At 69.3% G+C, this 22,072-nt stretch carries 23 protein-coding genes and 1 tRNA gene; 11 read left to right on the top strand and 13 right to left on the bottom strand.

Annotated features, from left to right (window positions below; all coding sequences use genetic code 11):
* Nucleotides 1-5: 5 nt before the first annotated feature.
* The gene (locus AKI01S_RS30715; RefSeq protein WP_067825573.1) at nucleotides 6-497 is read right to left on the bottom strand and encodes a SigE family RNA polymerase sigma factor; all 492 of its coding nucleotides are present in this window, start codon (nucleotides 495-497) and stop codon (nucleotides 6-8) included.
* Nucleotides 498-643: 146 nt separating this feature from the next.
* On the opposite strand from AKI01S_RS30715, the gene AKI01S_RS30710 reads away from it, so the two are divergent.
* Both AKI01S_RS30710 and AKI01S_RS30705 read left to right on the top strand, forming a co-directional pair.
* A tRNA-Pro gene (locus tag AKI01S_RS30710) sits at nucleotides 644-717 on the top strand.
* A 244-nt stretch (nucleotides 718-961) separates the two neighbouring features.
* On the top strand, nucleotides 962-1,462 hold the full coding sequence (locus tag AKI01S_RS30705) for a hypothetical protein (RefSeq protein WP_157420260.1): 501 nt from the start codon (nucleotides 962-964) through the stop codon (nucleotides 1,460-1,462).
* Between the two features lie 294 nt (nucleotides 1,463-1,756).
* On the opposite strand, the gene AKI01S_RS30700 is transcribed toward AKI01S_RS30705, so the two are convergent.
* The 5 genes from AKI01S_RS30700 to AKI01S_RS30680 all read right to left on the bottom strand — a co-directional run bounded on the left by AKI01S_RS30700 (nucleotide 1,757) and on the right by AKI01S_RS30680 (nucleotide 5,283).
* Nucleotides 1,757-2,194: a PIN-like domain-containing protein gene (locus tag AKI01S_RS30700; RefSeq protein WP_067825569.1), complete on the bottom strand. Its 438-nt coding sequence runs from the start codon at nucleotides 2,192-2,194 to the stop codon at nucleotides 1,757-1,759.
* Nucleotides 2,169-2,882 (bottom strand): DUF433 domain-containing protein, encoded by a 714-nt coding sequence (locus AKI01S_RS30695; protein ID WP_067825567.1) that lies wholly within the window; start codon nucleotides 2,880-2,882, stop codon nucleotides 2,169-2,171. Before AKI01S_RS30695 ends, AKI01S_RS30700 begins: the two co-directional genes overlap by 26 nt.
* Nucleotides 2,883-3,158: 276 nt before the next feature.
* Nucleotides 3,159-3,359 (bottom strand): MerR family transcriptional regulator, encoded by a 201-nt coding sequence (locus tag AKI01S_RS30690; protein ID WP_067825565.1) that lies wholly within the window; start codon nucleotides 3,357-3,359, stop codon nucleotides 3,159-3,161.
* A gap of 746 nt (nucleotides 3,360-4,105) precedes the next feature.
* Entirely contained in the window at nucleotides 4,106-4,603 is a 498-nt protein-coding gene (locus tag AKI01S_RS50985; RefSeq protein ID WP_157420259.1) for a hypothetical protein, read from the bottom strand.
* 314 nt (nucleotides 4,604-4,917) lie between these two features.
* Nucleotides 4,918-5,283, bottom strand: coding sequence for a helix-turn-helix transcriptional regulator (locus tag AKI01S_RS30680; RefSeq protein ID WP_067825561.1), 366 nt, complete (start codon nucleotides 5,281-5,283; stop codon nucleotides 4,918-4,920).
* A gap of 228 nt (nucleotides 5,284-5,511) precedes the next feature.
* On the opposite strand from AKI01S_RS30680, the gene AKI01S_RS30675 reads away from it, so the two are divergent.
* Together AKI01S_RS30675 and AKI01S_RS49570 are read left to right on the top strand one after the other, a co-directional pair.
* Nucleotides 5,512-5,997 carry an ATP-binding protein gene (locus AKI01S_RS30675; RefSeq protein WP_169814037.1) on the top strand — a complete coding sequence of 162 codons (486 nt, stop codon included), beginning with the start codon at nucleotides 5,512-5,514 and terminating at the stop codon, nucleotides 5,995-5,997.
* A 106-nt stretch (nucleotides 5,998-6,103) separates the two neighbouring features.
* Nucleotides 6,104-7,057, top strand: a complete 954-nt coding sequence (locus tag AKI01S_RS49570) for an HNH endonuclease (protein ID WP_084000402.1) — start codon at nucleotides 6,104-6,106, stop codon at nucleotides 7,055-7,057.
* Between the two features lie 3 nt (nucleotides 7,058-7,060).
* Here the strand turns inward: AKI01S_RS49570 and AKI01S_RS53755 are convergent, their stop codons facing one another.
* The 7 genes from AKI01S_RS53755 to AKI01S_RS30645 all read right to left on the bottom strand — a co-directional run bounded on the left by AKI01S_RS53755 (nucleotide 7,061) and on the right by AKI01S_RS30645 (nucleotide 15,555).
* Nucleotides 7,061-7,243 (bottom strand): tyrosine-type recombinase/integrase, encoded by a 183-nt coding sequence (locus AKI01S_RS53755; protein ID WP_245681845.1) that lies wholly within the window; start codon nucleotides 7,241-7,243, stop codon nucleotides 7,061-7,063.
* Nucleotides 7,177-8,412: a tyrosine-type recombinase/integrase gene (locus tag AKI01S_RS30670; RefSeq protein ID WP_245681844.1), complete on the bottom strand. Its 1,236-nt coding sequence runs from the start codon at nucleotides 8,410-8,412 to the stop codon at nucleotides 7,177-7,179. The genes AKI01S_RS53755 and AKI01S_RS30670 overlap by 67 nt, the downstream gene beginning before the upstream one ends.
* Nucleotides 8,413-8,688: 276 nt before the next feature.
* Nucleotides 8,689-9,117, bottom strand: coding sequence for a hypothetical protein (locus tag AKI01S_RS30665; RefSeq protein ID WP_067825559.1), 429 nt, complete (start codon nucleotides 9,115-9,117; stop codon nucleotides 8,689-8,691).
* Nucleotides 9,118-9,229: 112 nt separating this feature from the next.
* Nucleotides 9,230-11,365, bottom strand: coding sequence for a WD40 repeat domain-containing protein (locus AKI01S_RS30660; protein ID WP_157420258.1), 2,136 nt, complete (start codon nucleotides 11,363-11,365; stop codon nucleotides 9,230-9,232).
* Between the two features lie 94 nt (nucleotides 11,366-11,459).
* Nucleotides 11,460-13,097, bottom strand: a complete 1,638-nt coding sequence (locus AKI01S_RS30655; protein WP_067825555.1) for a glycerol-3-phosphate dehydrogenase/oxidase — start codon at nucleotides 13,095-13,097, stop codon at nucleotides 11,460-11,462.
* Between the two features lie 91 nt (nucleotides 13,098-13,188).
* The gene (gene glpK / locus AKI01S_RS30650) at nucleotides 13,189-14,706 is read right to left on the bottom strand and encodes a glycerol kinase GlpK (protein WP_067825553.1); all 1,518 of its coding nucleotides are present in this window, start codon (nucleotides 14,704-14,706) and stop codon (nucleotides 13,189-13,191) included.
* Between the two features lie 30 nt (nucleotides 14,707-14,736).
* A complete protein-coding gene (locus tag AKI01S_RS30645) occupies nucleotides 14,737-15,555 on the bottom strand; it encodes an MIP/aquaporin family protein (protein WP_067825551.1) in 819 nt (272 codons plus the stop codon).
* Between the two features lie 222 nt (nucleotides 15,556-15,777).
* On the opposite strand from AKI01S_RS30645, the gene AKI01S_RS30640 reads away from it, so the two are divergent.
* The 7 genes from AKI01S_RS30640 (at nucleotide 15,778) to AKI01S_RS30610 (ending at nucleotide 21,932) form a co-directional block, all read left to right on the top strand.
* Nucleotides 15,778-16,545, top strand: coding sequence for an IclR family transcriptional regulator (locus AKI01S_RS30640; protein ID WP_067825548.1), 768 nt, complete (start codon nucleotides 15,778-15,780; stop codon nucleotides 16,543-16,545).
* A gap of 15 nt (nucleotides 16,546-16,560) precedes the next feature.
* Complete coding sequence (gene glpK, locus AKI01S_RS30635; RefSeq protein ID WP_067825547.1) at nucleotides 16,561-18,114, top strand: glycerol kinase GlpK; 1,554 nt, start codon at nucleotides 16,561-16,563, stop codon at nucleotides 18,112-18,114.
* 110 nt (nucleotides 18,115-18,224) lie between these two features.
* Nucleotides 18,225-18,701, top strand: a complete 477-nt coding sequence (locus AKI01S_RS30630) for an adenylyltransferase/cytidyltransferase family protein (protein WP_067825545.1) — start codon at nucleotides 18,225-18,227, stop codon at nucleotides 18,699-18,701.
* Nucleotides 18,702-18,814: 113 nt separating this feature from the next.
* On the top strand, nucleotides 18,815-19,603 hold the full coding sequence (locus AKI01S_RS30625; protein WP_084000401.1) for an SAM-dependent methyltransferase: 789 nt from the start codon (nucleotides 18,815-18,817) through the stop codon (nucleotides 19,601-19,603).
* 463 nt (nucleotides 19,604-20,066) lie between these two features.
* Nucleotides 20,067-20,429: a hypothetical protein gene (locus tag AKI01S_RS30620; protein WP_067825542.1), complete on the top strand. Its 363-nt coding sequence runs from the start codon at nucleotides 20,067-20,069 to the stop codon at nucleotides 20,427-20,429.
* Entirely contained in the window at nucleotides 20,345-21,151 is an 807-nt protein-coding gene (locus AKI01S_RS30615) for a sensor histidine kinase (RefSeq protein ID WP_067825540.1), read from the top strand. Before AKI01S_RS30620 ends, AKI01S_RS30615 begins: the two co-directional genes overlap by 85 nt.
* 82 nt (nucleotides 21,152-21,233) lie before the next feature.
* On the top strand, nucleotides 21,234-21,932 hold the full coding sequence (locus tag AKI01S_RS30610) for a ferritin-like domain-containing protein (protein ID WP_067825536.1): 699 nt from the start codon (nucleotides 21,234-21,236) through the stop codon (nucleotides 21,930-21,932).
* Nucleotides 21,933-22,072: the final 140 nt, after the last annotated feature.

Genomic DNA, 22,072 nt, shown 5'->3' with positions numbered 1-22,072 from the left:
GTCCCTCACGCCCCTTCGACCGCCGACATCACCCGGCGCAACGCGTCCAGCCCGCGCGCCGTCTGGCTCTTCACCGTTCCGACCGAGCATCCGAGCACCTCAGCGGCCTGCTCGTGAGTCAGGTCACAGTAGAAGCGCAGCACCAGCGCGGCCCGCTGCCTCGGCGGCACCAGCGCCAGCGCGTCCCGCACGTCCATCGCCGAGGCGACGTCGACCTCCCGCCCGGCCTCCTCCGGCGTCCGGCCGCCGACCCAGACCCGCGAGGCCCAGCCGCCCCGCCGTTCTCCGAGGTAGACCCGCACGAGCATGGTCCGCACGTAGGCGTCGACGCTGTCGGCGCCCCGGGCCTGCCGCCACTTCACGAACAACTGCATCAAGGTCGCCTGCGCGAGATCGTCGGCGCGGTGCCAGTCCCCGCACAGCAGGTAGGCCAGCCTCCGCAACCACGGCAGCCGCTCCTCCGCATAGGCTGTGAACTCCCGCTCACGGCGGCTCATCCGGTCAGCTCCATGCCCCCTCGATGCGTCGAACCGGGCGAATGGTTGCACGCTGCCCCGAATATTGCGTCCGCAGCACTCCCCGACATCCGCTAGAGTTGTCTTCGGCGCCGGGAGAACCGATCGACTCCCGGGCAGCCACCAACCGGGGTGTAGCGCAGCTTGGCAGCGCGCTTCGTTCGGGACGAAGAGGTCGTGGGTTCAAATCCCGCCACCCCGACAGGTTGAACAGCAGGTCAGAGGCCGGTTCCTGAAGATCAGGAACCGGCCTCTGATCGTTTGTCCGCGATTCGTCCGTGGGACTGAACGCCACCACGTGGCACCGTCCGTGCTTCGACAGACAGGTTTGTCTCCCCCGGAGGGCACGCCGCGGTCCGGCCAACGTTCAGATGAGGCGCTCCCCCGCCAGCCGCCTACGCTCTTCGGCCGAGGCCAAGCCCGCGCTCCCGCGCGACCATGACAGCGTGAGCTTCCCGTGGACAACGTTGATCACCGCAGGCTTCACGTTGGCGGGGGCGGTGGGTGGCGTCTCCCTGAGCGCCCTGCTGACCGCACGGGCCGACCAGCGGCGGTTCGCCCATGAGCACTCGGCTAACAGGAACGTGCTGCGCGCCGACGCCTACGCCGACTTCCTCAAGCTCAGCCACGCCGATGTCCGAGCTCTCGCGGTCTTCATGCGCAGGATCGAGCAAGGAGAGCCGTCCTCGGACACCATCGCAGATCTACGCGTACTGATCGTCGAGTTCCATGCCGCCCTGGCACGCGTAGAGATCGTGGGCACGGACTCTGCGGTAGAAGCAGCAAGGAACGTCGCATCCTGCGCCCGTGCTCTGGGTGGCCGCTGCGCAAAAGCCCACTTCCTGGAAGAGCCCTACTCCGAGGAGGCCGCCAACGTGGAGTACGAGGAGCTCACGAAGGCCGTTGAGGGTTTCGCCGACTACTGCCGCCGCGAGCTCGCAAGCTGACCGCCCTCAAGAACTCAAGGGCTGGCCGCCGACGCACGACGACCAGCCTTCTCACCTCAGGACTACAGCTCGACGGTCAAGCAGGGTCCAGAAGTCGTCGGAGGTCAGCGGTGACGACGCGGTAGCTGACGCCGACGCGGATCACCTTGCAGGGGAACTGGCCGAGCTTGGCGAGCTCGTAGGCGCGGGTGCGGCCAAGGCCCAGCGCGCGAGCGGCGGAGCCGCTCGATGTCGCACTCCTTAGGGCCAGCCAGCCATACCCTCTGTCTCAAGCACAGCCCAGATCGATCTGTATCACTCGCCAGATGAAGTGTCGGGTTGAGTCTTCGGGTACAGAAGATCCAAACGATCTGCCTGAACTGCGTAGATGAAGGGGCCTGGCAGGGCAGCCGCTCGAAGGATCGCCTGCTGGTTGGCGATGAAACGTTGGGCGTACTCATCCGCTTTCAGCCCGGCCCGAGTGATCACGAAGCATCTGGCTTGATGTTCGACGACCGCCCCTATCTCCGCCTGACGGTGCCGGATCTTCTTGTCCTTCATCAGTACCGGCCATCCCTGCCGCGCGGCTTCCTCGATCCACTCGACGTCCAGGACGTCCTCGTCCTCCGGCATGCCGTAATGCTCGGCCAGAGTGATGAGGTTCCAGCCTGCTTCGCGGAGCAGCCGAGGGACGAGGATGCGCCCTAGGCTGCGGTCGACGAAGAATCTAGGCGGCTGGTCTGGTTGCGACACGAAGGGCGTCCTCGACTTCTTCCCGAGACAATCCGAACTCCTCGGCGACCGTCTTGATCGGTTCTCCTGCCTGGAACAGGTCGATCACGTCTTCCAGCTTGGCGCCACCCCGCGCGAATCTTGGTCGACCGAAGGAGTGCTCAGCCTCGATGAGGACCTCTGCCACCTGGTACTGAGGCAGGCGAATCATCTGGGCGTAACCGTCCTCAGCGAACTCCACCCGACGCAGGTAGTCCTTGATCACTTCCGCGAAGACCACCTGGTTGTTGCGCACCACCACGAGTTCCCTGGCCGAAGTTCCTTCAGGCGTGTCGGCGGCGTGCTCCGCGTAGTCGTAGAGCACCTCAGCCCCATCGGTGAACAACCGTCTGCTGGCCAGGGCGTACTCCAGGCCGAGCTCGCGCTTGATCGCTTCCACGGCGGGCCTGATCCTCTGCAGGGGTACACCAGAGTGGCGAAACGCAGCCAGCGCATATGCCTCGGCCAGACCGACGAACGGAACCGCAGGCTCGTTGTGCTTCGATCGAGGAAAAGCTGTGATCACAGCTTCGCCCTGCACACGCCCTCCACCAGGACGCTTTCGTTCGTAGCCATAAGCCCAGGTGGTGAGAGTCGAAGCAGGTACCGCCAAGTAACTGGCCGCCTCCGCGATTCCGTAGAGAGGCGTGGAGAACCGATCCACTGCCATGCCTCGCCACCTCCGATCTCGACTGCCCAGGATGGGCCATCCAGACAGGCGAGGAAAGCTCTTCGCCGGATCTGGCCCGGCTAAGCCAGCCAGCCAGGCATGAGGGTTCATACCCTGCCCAGCCCCCGCCTCGCCCTCGCCGCGCCGCGACCGCCCACGACTGTTTGGCTATCTTGCCGTGCGTGTCACACCCAGCGAGGGGCAGGGCCCGATTACGCCCCACCCCTCGCAGACGGTCGTTGATCACGCCCCGGCTCGCCGGGGTCCTGTCATCATTCAGGCGTCACGCTTTTGATCCAGGAGGCGCTGAAGGTCCGCGGTGACGACGCGGTAGCTGACGCCGACGCGGATCACCTTGCAGGGGAACTGGCCGAGCTTGGCGAGCTCGTAGGCGCGGGTGCGGCCAAGGCCCAGCGCGCGAGCGGCGATCTCGATGGTGGTCGTGGTGGGCAGGGCCAGCAGTTCTTCTCGGGTCATTGGTTCCACGTTCAGAGCTCCTTCCTGGCCGGGCCAGGCGCAGGAGATGAGCGTGGTGGGGCTTGATCGGCGTGGTGAGCTTGCTGGAGAGCCTCCGCAATCGGGAGAGGGAACCCCTCAGCAGCGCGTTCAGGAGGCGTCTTCGCGCTGGTAGCGGCCTCCGTCGAGGACGTGCCGTGGATAGAGTTGATCGAGCGTTGTGCTTCGCCGCGAGCGGCGTGCAGACCACGGGCATGGTCGCGGGCCGTGGTGAGTGCCTGGCCGTATTCGCGGAGCACGGGGGCGGTCGGCTCGTCCCGGTCGCGCCCCAGGCGGTCCGCTTCCTCATGGAGGAGAAAGGCGTTGAGCTGCTCGATCGTCTGGTCCAAGGCCGTGGGCGGCGGCGCTGAGGTTGCCCAGGACGGTGTTGGCAGTACCGGGCTGGGTCGACCCAGGGGCGCCGCTGGTGGCGTGGTTGAGCTGCCGGACGTTCTCGTACAGGTCACAAGCGAGCTGCTCGGTCCTGGCGTCGTCATGGACTGGGTGAGCCTGTTCGTGCTGTCCGTTGTTCATGGGGGCGCTCCTCGAAGCGGGGGTGAGCAACCATCGGGTCGCCGTGGTTCGTGTTCATGCCGAACGTCCTTTCCATGCGTGGCTCGACACCGCCATGGCTGGGCAGCGGGCCTGCGAAGAGCCGGGTCAATTCACACTCTGTTGTCTATCCATCACAGAAAACGATTACACCTTCTTTAGTCGTCACGGTCCGGTCACCGATGTCGCTGGGGGCGGTGGCCGGGCGGAGGAGCTGCCGGTCTACGCGGTGTCGGAGCTGATTGTGAGCTCCGCTGGAGAAGCTGCCCGAGCGGCGCAGGAAAGCTGGTCGCTGCCAACTGCCCCGGATTCGGCTTCCTCTCCCGAACCAGCAGTGCACCGGCCACAACATCACCGGCTTCCGGTCGAGACACTCCGCGCAGACACGCGGAGACCTTCCGGGCCGCCTGTGCCTGGAAGTGGCGTTGTTGCATCTCGCGATACTCGGCGAAGGCTTCCATGATGTCGATGAGGGCCTCCAGCAGATCGATCAGCCCAACCGTGGCGCCCTGGCGGTGCCCGAAGCAGGCGAACAGCAGCGCGCGTCCCGCCAGGCGTAGCGCGTTCCCGTGCCGGGTCGGGATCGGCTGGCGTCCGTAGGGTTCCCGGACCGCTCGCGCGCAGAAGTCGGCGGCCTCGGCAATCCGCTGGTCGCAGGTGATCGCCGCTGCCACATGAAGGACCCCGGAAGCGGCTGACGCGAGATCAGTCCGCAGGTTCGGGTCGCTCCTGGGCCGCGCAGCCCATACAGCGCGACGTAGCTCTTCCGCAGTTGCGCATGGGCTTCGGTGAACCGGTCCCCGATCTGCTGGGCGGCCGTCACCGCCGCCTCGAAGTACGTGAGGGTCGTCGCGTGATCCCGGCGCTGCGAGGCGTCCCACACCAGTTGGCCCATCAGCGTGGCCGACTCCGCTTCGAGCTCGAAGAGCTCCCGTAGCACTCGCCCGGTCGGCGCGTTCTGCCTCAGATAGGCGACCTGCCCGTGGCACTACCCGGCCGCTGCCAACAGCAGCGCCGACGGCATCCGGTCGTAGTCGGCGGTGAGCTGCTGCACCCGCTGCCGCAGATGAGCGGTAGTGACCAGGTCAACACCGGCCGGATTACTCAGGACATGCCCAAGGCGCTCATCAGGATGGGCCTCGACCGCCTGCACGTCATCCAGCAGAACGGCTTCCTCCAGCGAGACCATCAGCTCAGCGGCCAGCCGGGGACGGATGTAGGGCAGTGAGTCGGTCTCAGCACGATCCCAACGGCCCACCGTCGAGCGCTCTACCCCCAGCCTCTCGGCGAGCTGCTCCTGGCTGTGCCCGGCGACGCGACGCTGCTGCGCCAGGCGGGACCGCTTGATCCCCATCGTTCACCTCCCGGCTCCCGACTCCACCTTGACGGTGAGACGCCCGCTCCCGCAGGTCAACCCGCACGATGCGCCAGCGATGCCTCGACGATGCCCCATCCCCGCTCTGGCCGCCCTGGAGCGAACGGGAGTTCCGTAGACGCACCACGTCAACAAGCGAGCACACAATGTGATCAAGCCCGGTATATCACGCCAGCCCGCCCACCGCCCAAGAATCGGAGACCAGCCATGCCCGACCCCCGCCGCGCCTCCTGGCCACTCCGCGACGAGACCGAGTTCGCCTGCCTCCCCAGCGCCGCCCGTTGGGCCCGCAAGCACCTACGCGACATCCTCACCCGCTGGCGAATGCCCGATCTCACCGACACCGCCGAACTCCTGGTTAGCGAGCTGATCACCAACGCGTACCGAGCGGCCGGCGTAGACGTCGAGCAGCACGGCTACACCTCCCTGATCGGCGTCCCGCCGATCCAAATGCGCCTGTCCAGCAACCACCACCGCCTCCTGATCGAGGTCTGGGACTCCAGCCTCCAACCCCCGATCGCCAAGCCCACTGCCCTCGACGCCGAAACCGGCCGCGGCCTGCACCTGGTGAAAGCCCTGTCACACCGCTGGAACTACTTCTTCCCCACCACCGGCGGCAAGGTCGTCTGGTGTGAACTCCTCGACACCCAAGCATGGATTGCTGGGGAGTCGAAAACAAAAGAGCTCCTCTGAATTAAGCTTCTATCGAAGGACACAAATCAATCCACCCAGTATACGTTTTCCACCTTGGGTGCAGCAAAATGCAAATCCCTTGCAAAGGGAATAATTCGGCACTATCATGAGAGTCGCCACCAACCCCCTGGAGTTTTCAATGAGAAGAAGAGGGCGTGTAAATAATTCATGGATAGACCACCACTACTTCCGCACCTATGAAATAGCAAGCCACCTTGCAGCCATTGCCGAGGAGCCGTTTGCCTTCCTGTGCGAACTCGAAGAAATTACGGTTGACGATGGAATAATCGATTTCTTGCCAAACTGGCAGAAAGAAAGCCTGGTCCACAAATTTGCCAGATGGGTGGCCGATGAAATGTTCACCAGGGACACGAGTGGGCCATACGTGACACTAGAGCAAGTTTCCGAGTCGGGAAAGATTGAAGTACAACGTCGACTTCCTGTCGATATCGCAATGCAGGGATATGGCATATCTGGCGAAGCCTTTGAAGTCCCCCCGCCACACGGAGATATAGTTCCCGCACCAGAAATTGGCCCAAACGCCACAAGATGGAAAGACTCAACCCTAGTCGCGGATGCTTGCTACGAATACTTCCTAGATCTCCGACTGACCCAGGATTATGAAACCCTCTTGACCAAGATATCCGATGAAGTGTTCCATCTCACATTCCAGAATCGCGTCCTGCTCGCAGGCTTGAACAGCTTCATAGCAATGCATATACGCGACCTTGGACCCGAGACTCTCGGAAGCAGCCATAAACTTGCCACCCTGTTTGACAAGGAGGGAAGCCTTAAGAGGGTCCGAATTCCTCAATGGGTAAAGCGGGCTGTTTATTTTCGGGAACATGGACGATGCGCCCACTGCGGAAGAGATATATCGGGACTTAGTGATTCGATTCCCAAGCAAGAATTCGACCATATAATCCCCTTGGCTCGCGGTGGACTAAACGATGTTACAAACATCCAAATGCTTTGTGAGGAATGCAATCAAACAAAGTCCGACAGCTTGCTCCAGCCGAGTCTCCGCTATCGCCGCTGGTACGAGATGGATAAGCCATAGGCTCTACTTCGCTCTTCTACGCGTCTTAGCCAGAGCATCCAGGGCGGTTTCGTCGGTGTTGGGGAGGGTGTGCAGGTAGCGTTCTGTGGTTGCGATTGAGGGGTGGCCTAGACGTTCCTTCACGACCTGGAGGCCTGCGCCGCCGTGTAGGAGCCAGGAGGCGTGCGCGTGGCGTAGGTCGCGCATCGTGGGTCTGAAGTCCAGGCAGGCGGCTTCGACGGCGGGGTTCCAGATCTTGCGGCGGAACCAGTTGCTGGGGATGTGGCCATCGGTTTCGCGGGTGCGTGGCTTGCGGGGGTTGTCCTTGCCCTTGTTGCGGCGGGCGGCTCGGTAGCGGGCGAAGGCGCTTTGCAATGGTCGCAGCGGCACTTGCCAGCGGTGTAGGCGCTCAGGGTGGCGTGGCGGTAGCTGCGGCCCTCCTCGTTGGGCTTGGTCATGCCAAGGGCGGTGGGTGGTTCCAGGTCCCGAGTGCGGGTGGTCTGGGTGTCGTCCTGACGGAGGGCGAAGAGTAGGTCTTCGCTGGTCAGATTGTTTGTTTTGATGTGCTTCTCTAGCTTGTCGGTGATCTGGGCGCTGAGTTTGAAGCGCCGGTACTCCTTGTCCTTCGGGTAGTCCTTCACCAGGAATCGGCCGTTGGTGGGGTGGAACTTCGGGTCTACCTCGATGACAGTTCGGCTGACGGTGAGGATGCGGGTTCGGGTGTTCAGGTCCTTCACGCGGAGTTCGGTGAGTTCGCCCCAGCGGAGGCCGCTTTCGATCTCGGTTTCGGTGAGGAGACGGAAGTCCCCGTTGGGGAGGGCGTGGTAGACGTCGTCGAACTGCTCAGGCGTGATGATCTGGAGGGGCTTCTTCGGGACCGGAGGCGTCTTCACTCCGTGGCAGGGGTGGATGTAGGTGACCTGGTTGTTCAGGGCGGTGGTGAAGATCGCGCTCAGGAGGATCTTGTTGTAGCGGATCGTGGCGGGGGTGACGCCCTGGTCCTTGAGCTTGGCCACCCAGATGTGGACGTGTTCGGGGAGGATGTCGATCATCCTCATGCCGCCGAACTCCGGTAAAAGGTGCTTGTAGAGGGAGTACGTGTAAGCCTCGCGGGTGCTCGCCTCGATCTGGTGGTTCGGGAGCCACGTCTTCTCTACGTAGTCCTGGAAGCGTTGCTTGCCGCGGGATGGATCGCCTACTCGGCCCTTGGAAACCTCGGCCTCGGCTCGTTGCCAGGCCTTATCGGCATCCTTCTTGGAGGAGTACGTGCCTGCTGAGCGGCGGTTGCCTCGGATGTCGTCGTAGGCGGTGTAGCGGGGCTTGCCGTCCTTGCCGAGGCGCTTGCGGGAGTGGCCCATGGGGAGCTGATCTTTCACTCGATCGTCTGACCCTTGTTTGACCCTGGACGTTGTGTGACGGGAGATCTTGGCTGGTACTCGTTGGCATCCTTTATAGGGCTTCTACCTGCGATTTCACAGGGATGGTGCGTGGGGGCGAGGGTTTGTTTTGACGGGGATGGGCGTTCGGGACGAAGAGGTCGTGGGTTCAAATCCCGCCACCCCGACAGGTTGAGCAGCAGGTCAGAGGCCCGTCTCTCGTGAGAGAGACGGGCCTCTTCCGCGTTCGTGGGACCGTCCGGTGGTGGGGTGGTGTCAGATCCACTTCTTCTTCGTGGTGCACCAGTGGTCTTTGACCTTGGGGATGTCGAAGATGAACTTGACCTTGATGTAGCCGCGGGTCCGGGTGTAGGTCTGGTCGAACAGGGTGTGGACCTTGTTGTCGGACTTCGCCTTCCTCGTGACGTGCTTCTCGGTGCCGGTGAGGAGGCCGTCGTCCGAGAACTCGACGTCGTTGGCGGTGCGGGTGCCGTGGCCCTTGAGCTTGATCTTGTAGGTGGCCTTGTAGCCGTAGAGATCGGTCTTGTAGAAGTACAGCGTTCCCTTGTCGCCCTGCTTACTGGTGCAGCTGACCGTGGCGCTGGGCTTGATGGCGGCCTGGGCCGTTCCCGTCGCGCCCAGCACGGTCACCCCCGCGGCGGTGGCCGTGCCGACGGCCAGGGTCCTGCGAACGATCTTTCGCACCGCTGCTCCTCGATGTCGGTGATCTTTCCGGGACCACCGACCATGCCGACCGTGCGCGGACCGGACAAGGAGCCGAGATCCCATCTTGTCCGGTCCGACTGGCCCCCAGGGGCTATGCCGTCCTGGTCAGGACGGCGACCTCCTGGCCGAAGGCCACGGCGATCCGGTCGTCCGGGAGGATCTCCACACCGAAGACCTTCCAGGTGAAGTTCAGGTCCCGGCCCACCTGTTCCCTGGTGGCGAGGTCCCAGAGGCGGACCGCGTGGTCGTCGCCTCCGGTCGCGATGACCCGGCGGCCGCCGAGGGTGCCCACGGCCACGGCGTTCACCTCCCACTCGTGGGCGGTGATGGGGTCGCCGACCTGGACGCCGGCGGCCAGGTCCCAGAGGCGGACGGTTCGGTCCGAGCTCCCCGTGATGGCGTGGGGGCGGCCGTCGACCGTTGTGGTGGTGATGGCGCTGACGGACTCGTCGTGGCCGGTCAGCGGGTCGCCCACCGGGCCGCAGGTGGTCAGGTCCCAGAGCCGCAGCGCGCCGCCCCGTACGGCGATGATCAGGTGCGGCCGTCCGTCGATCTCCACCGGGGCCGCTTCCCGCCAGTATTCGTCGCTGCTCCACGGTTCGCCGACCCACTGGCGGGCGGCGAGGTCCCAGAGGTGCAGCTCTCCGTTGAAGGTGCAAAGGGCCGCGTGGGGACGGCTGTCGATCGTCACCGTGGCCAACGCGTTGACGATGATGCGGTGGCCGCTCCTGATGGTGAACGGGTCGCCGACCCGGGTGCCGTTGACCAGGTCCCACACCGCCGCCGTGCCAGAGGAACCCTGGGTGATGACGGCGTGGGGGCGGCCGTCGAGCCGGAACGTGGCGCGGGCGACGTCGGCGGAGAGCCCGTCGGTCTTCAGGGTGGCGCCGGGGGCGCCGGTGACCGGGTCCCAGGTTCGGACGTTTCCGGCGAAGTCGCCGGAAACGATGTGGGGGCGGCCGTCGAGGTCGACCGTGGCCATCGACTTGATCATCCGCTGGTGGCCGGGGATCCGGCGGTCGTCCGGGGGGAGCGGGCGCAGCTCCCAGATCCTGACGGTGCCGTCGGAGTGGCCGGCGACCGCGTGGGGGCGGCCGTCGATCACGGCGGCGGCCACGGACTCGGCGGGGTTGAGCGACAGCCTCTCGATCACCTCGCGGCGGGTGTCGAGATCGAGGAGGGCGAGGGTGTTGTCGCGCCTCAGGACGAGGGCGTGCGGGCGGCCGTCGAGGTCCACGGCGGCGATGCGGGACGCGCGTTCGGACGGGTCGAGCAGCGGCGCGCCGACCTGCTCGCCGGTGGTCAGGTCCCACAGGAACGCCGTTCCGTCGCGGGCGGTGGTGATGGCGTGGGGGCGGCCGTCGATGACGACGGGCGTCACCGTGTTCACCGCCGTGTCGTGGCCGCGCGGACGCTGGCAGGTCGGAGCGCCGGTGGCCATGTCCCAGACCAGCAGGGCGCCGTCCCGGAAACCGGCGACCGCGTGCGGACGGCCGTCGATCACCACGGCGGCCACGGCGGCGAGTTCCTCGTCGTCGGGGCAGTCCGGCGTCGCGCCGGTGGGCAGGCCCCAGCAGCGGATCAGGCCCTCGTTCGTGGCGCCGTCGTTGGTGTAGCTGGCCACGGCGTACGCGCGTCCCCCGGCGGCGATGGCGGCCAGGGACTTGACCCATCGGAACGGGGACTCGTACGTGGCCACCTTCTTGCGGGTGGTGAGGTCCCAGACCCGCACGAACTCGTCGGTTCCGGCGGTGACGGCGTGCGGGCGGCCGTCGATCTCCAGCGTCGCCACGGCCTCCACCCAGGTCTCCTCGTCGCCGCACCTCATGGGCCCGCCGACCCGTTCGCCGGTGGTCGCGTCCCACAGGAACGCCGTTCCGCCCTGGTCGCCGCTGACGATGTGCGGCCGTCCGTCGATCGTGATCGGGGTGGCCGCCTCCACCGAGTGCCGGCCGACGGGGATCGTCGCGCGCAACCGGGGGTCGACCTGGGCGCCCGTGGACCAGTCCACCGTCCACTCGGCGTCCGGTTCGCCGGGGACGGGCGTCGCGAGGATCCGGGTGGACAGCGTCCGGTCGCCGAAGCGCGCCGCGTCCAGCGCGAGGATCTGCCGACGCGCCCACGGGGGCATGTCCCGGTGCAGGTGGTACGAGGTCTGGTGGATCGGCGTCCGGTCGCGGACCTTCCGGGGGTCGTCGTTGACCAGGGCGGTGGTGTCCTCCGTCATGATCAGCAAGCTAGCGGCGGCCACCGTCGAAGTCGGCGGGTCCGGCCTTTTCGTGATGTGCGCCCGCTGCGCCGGGCACACACCACGGGCCGGGTCACGCGGCGGGGAGGAGGGTCGGGGTCTCGTGGCGCTCCTTGGTGATGTGGGTCTTGTAGTGGGTCAGCTCGTCGGTCCGCCGGGCGTCGGTCCAGTCCAGGAACGGGGCGATCAGCGCCGCCACGTGGTCGGCCGCCGCCAGGCCGCCGTCCCTGGTCTCGATCGAGATCCTCGTGCGGCGGGTCAGGACGTCCTCCAGGGTCCGCGCGCCCTCGTGGGAGACCGCGTAGACCACCTCGGCCCTCAGGTAGTCCTCGGCGCCGGGGATCGGGTCGCCCAGCGACGGGTCGGCCCTGACCAGCTCCAGGACCTCGTGGACGCAGGAGCCGTAGCGGCGCAGGAGGTGCTCGACGCGGGCCACGTGCAGGTCCGCGTCGGCGGCGATGCGGCGGCGGTCGTTCCACAGGACCTCGTAGCCGACCGCCCCGATCAGGGGCAGGCGGGCCGTGGCCGAGGAGGGGACCTCCTTCTCCAGTTCCCGGACCGCGGCGTCCACGGCGTCCTCGGCCATCACCCGGTACGTCGTGAACTTCCCGCCCGCGACGACGACCAGGCCCGGAACGGGTTCGGCGACCGTGTGCTCGCGGGACAGGCGGGTGGTGTCGTCGGTGTCGCCGCGCAGGAGGGGGCGCAGGCCCGCGTAGACGCCCTCGATGTCGTCGTGGGTCAGCGGGACGCGCAGCCAGGCGTTGGCCTGGTCGAGGATGTAGTCGATGTCGGCGTGGTCGGCGGTGGGGGCGTCCGGGGCGTCGTTCCACGGGGTGTCGGTGGTGCCGATGATCCAGTGGCGGCCCCACGGGATGATGAACAGGACGCTCCTGGGCGTGCGCGTGATCAGGCCGGTCCGCATGGGGATGCGGTCGCGGGGCACCACGATGTGCACGCCCTTGGACGCCTGGACGGTGAACGCCGGGCGCGTCTCCGCCATCCGCTGGGCGTCGTCGGTCCACACGCCGGTGGTGTTGACGACGCGGCGGGCCCGGACGGTGATCTCCCGGCCGGTCCCGTGGTCGCGGACCGTCGCGCCGGTCACCCGATCCCCCTCGCGCAGGAAGCCGGTGACCTCGGCGCCGGTGGCGACGCGGGCGCCGTACTGGGCCGCCGTCCGGGCGACCGTCATCGTGTAGCGGGCGTCGTCCACCTGGGCGTCGTAGTACTGCACGGCTCCGACGAACGCGTCGTGGCGGAGGGCCGGGGCGATGCGCAGGGCGGCGCGGCGGCTGAGCTGGCGGTGCCAGGGCAGGGCGCGTGAGCCGCCCATCGTGTCGTAGAGGGTCACGCCCGCGCCGACGTAGGCGCGTTCCCAGATGCGGTTGCGCAGCGGGTAGAGGAACTGCACCGGGCGCACCAGGTGCGGGGCGAGGGTGGTCAGCAGGAGGCTGCGTTCCCGCAGGGCCTCGCGGACGAGGCCGAAGTCGCGCTGCTCCAGGTAGCGCAGGCCGCCGTGGATCAGCTTGGAGGAGCGGCTGGAGGTTCCGGCCGCCCAGTCGCGGGCCTCGACGAGGGCGACGCTGAGCCCCCGGGAGACCGCGTCGAGCGCGGTGCCCGCGCCGACGATGCCGCCGCCGACGACCAGGACGTCGAACTCGTTCTCGGCGAGGTCGCGCAGCGTGGCCGCCCGGTGGTGCGGCCCCATGGCCACGGAAATCACGTCGGGTCTCCTGTCTGTGTGGTGGTTCTGCGGTGCGGGCGGGGCGGGTGGGACCGCCCCGCCCGCGGGGCCGGCGTCAGTCGACGTCGACCCAGTCGAGGGTCCGGGTGACGGCCTTGCGCCATCCGGCGTGGCCGCTCTCGCGCTGCTCGGCGGTCCACCGGGGTTCCCAGCGGCGGTCCTCGTTCCAGTTGGCGGTCAGCTCGTCGGTGGACTTCCAGAACCCGACGGCCAGGCCCGCCCCGTAGGCCGCGCCGAGGGCGGTCGTCTCGGCCACCACGGGGCGGGAGACCGGGACGCCGAGGATGTCGGCCTGGATCTGCATGCACAGCTCGTTGGCGGTGACGCCGCCGTCCACCTTGAGGACGTCGAGGGAGACGCCGGAGTCCTTCTGCATGGCGTCCACGACGTCGCGGGTCTGGTAGCAGATCGATTCGAGGGTGGCGCGGGCCAGGTGGGCGTTGGTGTTGTACCGGGACAGCCCGACGATCGCGCCGCGGGCGTCCGAGCGCCAGTGGGGGGCGAACAGGCCGGAGAACGCGGGCACGAAGTACACCCCGCCGTTGTCCTCGACCTGGCGGGCGAGGGACTCGCTCTGCGACGCGCCGGAGATGATGCCGAGCTGGTCGCGCAGCCACTGCACGGCCGAGCCCGTCACCGCGATGGAGCCTTCGAGGGCGTAGACGGGGTCGTGGTCGCCGAACTTGTAGCAGACGGTGGTGAGCAGGCCGTGCGACGAGCGGACGGGCGTCGTCCCGGTGTTGAGCAGCAGGAAGTTGCCGGTGCCGTAGGTGTTCTTGGCCTGGCCGGGCTCGAAGCAGACCTGGCCGACGGTGGCGGCCTGCTGGTCTCCGAGCGCGGCGGTCAGCGGCACCTCGCCGCCGAGCGGGCCGTTGGGACGGGTCACGCCGTAGGGGTCGGGCGAGGCGGACGGTTTGATCTCCGGGAGCATCGCGCGGGGGATGCCGAAGAACGACAGGAGCTCGTCGTCCCAGTCGAGGGTCTCCAGGTCCATCAGCATCGTGCGGCTGGCGTTGGTGACGTCGGTGACGTGGACGCCGCCGTCGGGTCCGCCGGTGAGGTTCCACAGCAGCCACGAGTCGGTCGTCCCGAAGATCGCTTCGCCGCGTTCGGCGGCCTCGCGGACGCCGTCGACGTTCTCCAGGATCCACTGGATCTTGCCGCCGGCGAAGTAGGTCGCCGGGGGCAGTCCGGTCCGCCGCCGGATGACGTCGCCGCGTCCGTCGCGGTCCAGCGCCGAGGCGATCCGGTCGGTGCGGGTGTCCTGCCACACGATGGCGTTGTAGTAGGGGCGGCCGGTGCGGCGGTTCCACACGACGGTCGTCTCGCGCTGGTTGGTGATGCCGAGCGCGGCCAGGTCGGACGCCTGGAGGTTCGCCTTGTTGAGGGTGGACTGGAGCACGGCGCGGGTGCGCTCCCAGATCTCGATCGGGTCGTGCTCCACCCAGCCGGCCCGCGGGAGGATCTGCTCGTGTTCGAGCTGGTGGCGGGCGATCTCGTTGCCACCGTGGTCGAAGATCATGAACCGGGTGCTGGTGGTGCCCTGGTCGATCGCGCCGACGAACTCTGCCATCTGCTGTGTCTCCTGGAGGATCGGGGTGGGTCAGACCGCCGCGGTCTGGGGCTGGGTGGCGGGCGGGGTGACGTCCTCGGGGCCGGGCAGGTAGCGGCCGATCAGGAGCCGGTAGAGCCCGGCGCCGAGCACGCCGCCGACCAGCGGGCCGACGATCGGCACCCAGAAGTACAGGTCGCCGTACTGGTCGCGCCACGCCCCGTCGTAGCCGGTGAGGAACGAGGCCAGCCGCGGCCCGAAGTCGCGGGCGGGGTTGATGGCGTAACCGGCGTCGGTGCCCCACGCGAAGCCGATCGCCACGACGATCAGGCCGACCACCACGGGACCGAGGTTGGCGGCGGGGGCGGAGTTGCGCAGGTCGGTGACGGCCAGGATGAGGAAGAGCAGGATCGCGGTGCCGATGATCTGGTCGCGCAGCGCGCCGCCGGTGTGGACGGGCAGGGTGCCGTTGCCGGGCAGGGTGGAGAAGACGCCCTGCGTCTTGATGGTGTGGTCGGGGTCGACCTTGGCCAGCACCTCGCTGTAGTTCCAGCGGACCAGCAGCGCGCCGGCGAACGCGCCGAGCGTCTGCGCCAGCGCGTACGGGGCGACCTTGCGCCAGGGGAACTCGCGGAACGTGGCCAGCGCGACGGTGACCGCCGGGTTGAGATGCGCGCCGCTGATCTTGGCGGAGGTGTAGACCGCGAGGGTCACGCCGAGGCCCCAGGCCCAGGCGATGCTGTCGTGGTCGCCGATGCCGCCCGCCACGACCTGGGCGACGACGCCGACGCCGAACAGAATGATGATCATCGTGCCGGCGAACTCGGCCGCGAGTTCGCCGGTGAGGCCCGGGACCCTTCTACGCTCCATTGCTTCCTCCTCGGTCGGTGCCGAGGACGATAAGTCGGCCACATAGCGGCAACAACGGACGCGTGCCGACATTGTCGAACACTTTTGCCGAGCGGGACGGCCCGTTACCCTCGCCCGTGTGCAGTGGATCACAGCGTTGGGGCAGCGTCTCCGGCTTACCACGGCGATGCCGGAGGGTGCCGACATTGTCGAACACCTTCCGGCGGAACTAGCATCGCGAGCATGCCGGGACCGGTGCAGTCGATCGAGCGGGCCGCCGCGATCCTGCGGCTGCTCGCGGCGGGGACGGGCCGGCTCGGCGTGGGCGAGATCGCCGCGTCGCTCGGCCTGGCGCGGGGCACCGCGCACGGCATCCTGCGCACCCTGGAGCGGGTCGGCTTCGTCGAGCAGGACCGCGACTCCGGCAAGTACCAGCTCGGCGCGGCCCTCCTGCACCTGGGCTCCAGCTACCTGGACGTCAACGAGCTGCGTTCGCGGGCCCTCAACTGGGCGGACGCGCTGGCGGCGCGCAGCGGCGAGGCGGTGCGGATCGGCACGCTGCTGGAGGGCCGCGTCCTGGTCGTCCACCATGTCTTCCGCCCCGACGACACGCTCCAGACCCTGGACGTCGGGGCGCTGCTGCCGCTGCACGCCACGGCCCTCGGCAAGGCGCTGCTGGCGCACGACGCGAACGCCGTCGCGGCGGTGCGCGGGACCGAGCTGGAGACGTTCTGCCGCCGCACCGTCACCGACCACCGCGAGCTGTCCCGCGCGCTCGCCCGCGTCCGGGAGAACGGCTGGGCGGCGGAGGTCGAGGAGCTGTCGATCGGCGAGGCCGCGATCGCCGCGCCCATCCGGGGACACGGCGGCCTCGTGGTCGGCGCGATCGGCATCTCCGGTGCGGTGGAGCGCCTGTGCGACGCGCGCCGCGTCCCCGACGCGCGGCTGGTGGGATACGTGCGCGACGCGGCCCGCGCGGTGTCGCGGGAGTTCGGCGGCTCCCGCTGGTGAGCGGAGGCCGCGACCGTGACCGAGCGCTACGTGATGTCCATCGACCAGGGCACCACCTCGACCCGGTGCATCCTGTTCGACCACAGCGGCCGGCTGGTGTCGGTCGCGCAGCGTGAGCACCGCCAGTACTTCCCCCGGCCGGGCTGGGTCGAGCACGACCCGATGGAGATCTGGCGCAACCTCGAACGCGTCGCCCCGCAGGCCCTCGCCCAGGCCGGGGCGTCCCCGGAGCAGATCGCGGCCGTCGGCATCGCCAACCAGCGCGAGACCACCGTCCTGTGGGACCGGATCACCGGCGCGCCGATCGGGCGGGCCCTGGTCTGGCAGGACACCCGCACCGAGGGCCTGGTCGAGGAGCTGTCGCGCGCCCCGGACGCCTCCCTGGTCCCCGACCGCACCGGCCTGCCCCTGGCCGCCTACTTCTCCGCGCCGCGCATCCGCTGGATGCTCGACGCCACGCCGGGCCTGCGCGGCCGGGCCGAACGCGGCGAGGTCCTGGTCGGCACGATGGAGAGCTGGCTGATATGGAACCTCACCGGCGGCCCCGACGGCGGCGTGCACGTCACCGACGCCACCAACGCCGGGCGCACCCTGCTGATGGACGTGCGGTCCCTCACCTGGGACGACGAGCTGCTGGCGTTCTTCGACGTGCCGCGCGCGATCCTGCCGGAGATCCGGTCGTCGGCCGAGGTGTACGGCACGGCCCGCCGGGTCTTCCCGGGCACGCGGATCGCCGCCGCGCTCGGCGACCAGCAGGCGGCGCTGTTCGGGCAGACGTGCTTCTCGGCCGGGGAGACCAAGTGCACCTACGGCACCGGCGCGTTCCTGCTGATGAACACCGGCACCACACCGGTCGGCTCCGGCCACGGCCTGCTCACCACCGTCGGGTACAAGATCGGCGACGATCCGGCCGTGTACGCGCTGGAGGGGTCGATCGCCGTCACGGGCGCGCTGGTGCAGTGGGTCCGCGACGGGCTCGGGCTGATCGGCAGCGCCCCGGAGATCGAGACGCTGGCGCGTTCGGTGGAGGACAACGGCGGCTGCTACGTCGTCCCGGCGTTCTCCGGGCTGTTCGCGCCGCACTGGCGCGGCGAGGCGCGCGGCGTCGTGGTCGGGCTGACCTCCTACATCACCAAGGGACACCTGGCGCGGGCGGTGCTGGAGGCGACCGGCTGGCAGACCCGCGAGGTCGTCGACGCCATGTACCGCGACTCGGGCCTCGGCATCGGCGAGCTCAAGGTCGACGGCGGCATGACCGCCGACAACCTGCTGATGCAGTTCGTGGCCGACGTGCTCAACGTCCCCGTCGCCCGCCCGATGGTCGCCGAGACGGTCTCGCTGGGCGCGGCCTACGCCGCCGGGCTGGCCGTCGGGTACTGGGCCGATCTGGAGGGCCTGCGCCGGAACTGGCACCGCGCGGCCCGCTGGGTCCCCTCGATGGACCCGCACCGGCGCGGGGCCGAGTACCGCAACTGGCGCAGCGCCGTCGAGCGTTCCCTCAACTGGATCCGCTCCGACGTCGCGCCCCCCGACCACGGGGTGGCGGCGCCGCCCGGCAGGCTCCGCTGACCTGGCGGGACGCCGGGTCCGTTCGCCAAGGCGCAGGGTGGTGGTCGGGAACACCGGGCCGGTCGTGTTGACTGGGGAGCAGGGGAAGGACGTTCGAAGGGCGGGCCACGTTGGAGGAGCATCGGCTGTCGGCCGCCTGGGCGGGGGCGCGACCGAGCGGGCGGCCCGTGGTCGTCACGGGGGTGTTCGACCTGCTGCACGTCGGGCACGTCCGCTACCTGGCGGAGGTCGCCGCGCGCGGGCTCCCCGTGGCGGTGGGGATCGAGGACGACGAGCGGGTGCGGGCCTGGAAGGGGCCGACCCGCCCGGTCAACACCGCCGCCGAACGCGCCGAGGTCATGGCGGCGCTGCGGTCGGTGGCCGGCGTCTTCGTGATCTCGGGTCCGCCGGACGCCGCGGGCTGGCGGGACTACGTCGGCCTGCTCGCGCCGATGGAGCCGGCCGCGCTGGCGTTCACGGCCGGGGACCCGCACACCGAGGCCAAGCGGCTGGGGGCCGAGGCGCTGGGCGCGGAGGCGTGGGAGTTCGGACTCACCGAGGCGCGCTCGACGAGCGCGATGCTGGAGGTCATCGCCTCCCGTTCGTGAACCGCGCCCCGTCGGGGAGCTGCGCGGAAACACCGGTGGACGATAACTTCGTGTGGAAATATGTCGTTGCTTGATGACCTTTCCAAAAGCCTATCGATAAAGGGGTTCGCGCCGTGAGCGACGCCCAGTTTCCCGGAGTCGACTTCACCGTTCCGCAGACCGCCCGGATCTGGAACTACTGGCTCGGCGGTAAGGACCACGTCGAGGTGGACCGGCGGGTCGGGGACGAGATCCTCCAGGTGATCCCCGACATGGCGCAGATGGCGCGGTCCACGCGGGCGTTCCTGGTGCGGGCCGTGCGCCACCTGGCCGGGGAGGCCGGGGTCCGGCAGTTCCTCGACATCGGCACCGGGCTGCCGACCGCGGACAACACCCACGAGGTCGCGCAGTCCGTCGCCCCGGACGCGAAGATCGTTTATGTGGACAACGACCCGCTGGTCCTGGCGCACGCGTGGGCCCTGCTGACCAGTTCCCCCGAGGGGACGACCACCTACATCGACGCCGACCTGCGGCAGCCCGAGAAGATCATCGAGGAGGCGCGCAAGACGCTGGACTTCGACCGGCCGATCGCGCTGATGCTCATGGGCATCCTCGGGCACATCGTCGCCGACGGGGAGGCGTTGTCGATCGTCCGGCGGCTGATCGACGCGCTGCCGTCGGGCAGCTACCTGGCCGTCTACGACGCCACCAACGTCCTGCGCCCGGAGACCGCCGAGGCGATCGAGATCTGGAACCGCTCCGCCGAGCCGCCGTACGTGCTGCGCACGCCCGACCAGATCGCCGAGTTCTTCACGGGGCTGGAGCTGGTCGAGCCGGGCATCGTGTCGTGCCCGCTGTGGCGGCCGGTGGACGAGGGCGCCGAGCCGATCGACGAGTTCGGCGGGGTCGGCCGCAAGCCCTGACCCGCGGGAGCCCTGGCTCCCGGAGCCAGGTGGGCGGCCCGGGTCGTGAGATGGTCGCGTTCGGGGGTGCGGACGGTAGTCGGCGGCGGTGGCTTCGCCCCTGCGCCGAATCGTCGCGCGGTACCGCGCTCTCCAGGGCGCGCCGTCAGAGCCGGCCTGGGCGATCCGGGCCTGGGACGGGTCGTCCGGCCCCTGCGCCTCCACGAGCTCGCCGGACGCGATGTGCGCCTGGATCTCCTCGGGGTTTCCAGCCCGACATCGGCGGACCGCATCAGCAGCATGGACCTCATGTCCGGCTCCTCGCGGTCTGGGGACGCTGCCGCCCAGGGGCCGAAGCCGGGGCGGCCGTTCTCGACAGCCTCGCCGAGAAATTTCTCCGGAATCGCATCGGCACGCTCTGTCACTGCCGTACATCCTCATTTACGATGACTTTCCCGGCCGGACGGGCACGAGGAGGCTCCAGTTGGCCGAGCAGTCCGCCGCGCCGGCGTCGCGTCTGACGGGTCCGCTGATCCTGGCGCTCGGGCTGTACGTCACCGTGTCGGGGCTCGTGTTCTGGGTGCGGGAACGGCCGCCCGCCGGGGACCTGGCCGCCGGGCTGGTCGGCGTGGCGGTGTTCCTCGGCGCGTACGCGCGGGTGGCCTGGGACGTCGTCGAGCACGGCCCGTCGGTGCGGCGGCCGTGGCCGCTCCTGGCGGCGGGCGTCTGCGCGGTCGCGCTGGCGGTGTTCGTGGACGGGCCGTGGGGACGCTGCCGGGGCTGTTCGCCGGGATGCTGGCGCTGGCCGTCGCGCCGCGCGCGGCCGTTCCGCTGGCCGTGCTGGTGATCGGGGCCGTCGTGGTGAACGACCTCGTGCGCGACGCCGTGGCCGGGGACGTCGTGGAGCAGGCCGCCCGCAACGTGTTCGCCGCGCTCGCCGTCTTCGCGCTGGGGTGGCTGAACCTCCTGCACCGGGAGCTGTGGCTCGCGCGCGGGCGGCTGGCCGAGGCGGACGCGGCCGCCGAACGGCTCCGGGCCGCGCGGGACCGCGGTGAGGCGCTGGCCCGCGCGCTCTCGGCGATCGGGCTGCGGGGCAGGCTGGCGGCGCGGCTGCTGGCGGAGGGCCGCGCCGGTGAGGCCGCCGCGCGGCTGGACGAGATCACGTCGCTGGCGGAGCGTTCCCTGACCGGCGGCGAACCGGACCCGGACCTGGTCGCGGAGATCGAGGAGGCGCGGGTGGCGCTGGCGGCGGCCGGGGTGAGGACGGCCGTGGACGACGTCCCCAACGGCCTGCCCGAGCCCGTCCACCGGACGCTCGGCTGGGTGGTGCGCGAGGGCGCGGCCCACGTGCTTCGGCACCGCGCGGCGTCGGTGTGCTCGGTGCGGATCCTGGCCGACGGCCGGACCGTCCGCCTGCGGCTGGTCAACGACGGCGTCCCCGACGGCGGCGGCCCCGCGGGCGGGCTGGACGTCCTCGCCGCGCACCTGCGCGCGGCGGACGGCCGTCTCGTCCACGGTCCGGGCCCCGACCGGACCTACCTGCTGGAGGCGTTCGTCCCGCTCCCCTGAAACCCGCACACTTCCCCCACATTTCCCGGCGGAGATCCCCATACCGGGGCGCTTGGGTAGACGGTGGTGAAAGGAGCGGGCCATGGGATTCGACGCGACCGCATGGCGGCGGCACTTCGAGGACGAGGCGGAACGCCGCCGCGCCACCCCCGATCCCGACTGGGACGCCGGCGCGCGCCTGACCCCCGAGCTGGTGCGCAGCCTCCAGCGGTTCCAGGTCGGCGAGAACGGCGACGGCGCGAACCTGATCCGCAAGGCCGGGGACGGCGACTACGGCGTCGCGGCCCGGCTGTTCGTGGCCGAGGAGCAGAACCACGCGCGGATGCTGGCGCTGCTGCTCGGCGCGGCGGGCGAGCCCACGATCGGCGCGCACTGGAGCGACGCGCTGTTCGTGCGGCTGCGGCGGGCGCTGGGGCTGCGCACCGAGCTGGCCGTGCTGATGATCGCCGAGGTGGTGGCGCTGCGGTACTACCGGGCGCTGCGCGACGGGGCCGCCGACCCGCTGGCCCGGGACGTCGCGGCGCGCGTGCTGGCCGACGAGCGGCGGCACGTGCCGTTCCACTGCGCCCGCCTGAACCCGCTGCCGCGCCCGCTGGCGCTGCTGTGGCTGTGCGCGGTGGCGGCGGTGTCGGCCGTGGTGGTCGCCGACCACGGGTGGGCGCTGCGGGAGCTCGGGATGACGCGCCGGACCTTCGTCCGGGACGTGTTCGCCGAGGCCCGCGCGATCACCCGGCTGATGACGGACGAGGCCCCCGCTCCTCGCGAGCCGGCGGTCCGGTGACGCCCTCGGTGCTGAGCAGGACGACCGTCCCGGTGTGCGCCGGGGACAGCGACGGGCGGCGGGTCGGGGTGAGCGCGGCGCGCACGCCCGCCAGCGCCGCCGCCCCGCACGGGCCCGCCGGGACGCCGTGGCCCGCCAGG

The sequence above is a fragment of the Actinomadura kijaniata NBRC 14229 genome (assembly GCF_001552175.1).
GTDB classification, from domain to species: domain Bacteria; phylum Actinomycetota; class Actinomycetes; order Streptosporangiales; family Streptosporangiaceae; genus Spirillospora; species Spirillospora kijaniata.
This window is presented reverse-complemented; position numbering and strand designations above follow the sequence as displayed.

What these genes read in the sequence shown, in the direction of transcription:
- AKI01S_RS30715 (WP_067825573.1), bottom strand. Translation starts at nt 497, where the DNA reads ATGAGCCGCCGTGAGCGGGAGTTCACAGCCTATGCGGAGGAGCGGCTG.
- AKI01S_RS49570 (WP_084000402.1), top strand. Translation starts at nt 6,104, where the DNA reads ATGAGAGTCGCCACCAACCCCCTGGAGTTTTCAATGAGAAGAAGAGGG.
- AKI01S_RS53755 (WP_245681845.1), bottom strand. Translation starts at nt 7,243, where the DNA reads ATGCGCGACCTACGCCACGCGCACGCCTCCTGGCTCCTACACGGCGGC.
- AKI01S_RS30695 (WP_067825567.1), bottom strand. Translation starts at nt 2,882, where the DNA reads ATGGCAGTGGATCGGTTCTCCACGCCTCTCTACGGAATCGCGGAGGCG.
- AKI01S_RS30680 (WP_067825561.1), bottom strand. Translation starts at nt 5,283, where the DNA reads ATGGGGATCAAGCGGTCCCGCCTGGCGCAGCAGCGTCGCGTCGCCGGG.
- AKI01S_RS30640 (WP_067825548.1), top strand. Translation starts at nt 15,778, where the DNA reads ATGCCGGGACCGGTGCAGTCGATCGAGCGGGCCGCCGCGATCCTGCGG.
- glpK (WP_067825553.1), bottom strand. Translation starts at nt 14,706, where the DNA reads ATGGCAGAGTTCGTCGGCGCGATCGACCAGGGCACCACCAGCACCCGG.
- AKI01S_RS30675 (WP_169814037.1), top strand. Translation starts at nt 5,512, where the DNA reads ATGCCCGACCCCCGCCGCGCCTCCTGGCCACTCCGCGACGAGACCGAG.
- AKI01S_RS30655 (WP_067825555.1), bottom strand. Translation starts at nt 13,097, where the DNA reads ATGGGGCCGCACCACCGGGCGGCCACGCTGCGCGACCTCGCCGAGAAC.
- AKI01S_RS30660 (WP_157420258.1), bottom strand. Translation starts at nt 11,365, where the DNA reads ATGACGGAGGACACCACCGCCCTGGTCAACGACGACCCCCGGAAGGTC.
- AKI01S_RS30610 (WP_067825536.1), top strand. Translation starts at nt 21,234, where the DNA reads ATGGGATTCGACGCGACCGCATGGCGGCGGCACTTCGAGGACGAGGCG.
- AKI01S_RS30690 (WP_067825565.1), bottom strand. Translation starts at nt 3,359, where the DNA reads ATGACCCGAGAAGAACTGCTGGCCCTGCCCACCACGACCACCATCGAG.
- AKI01S_RS30645 (WP_067825551.1), bottom strand. Translation starts at nt 15,555, where the DNA reads ATGGAGCGTAGAAGGGTCCCGGGCCTCACCGGCGAACTCGCGGCCGAG.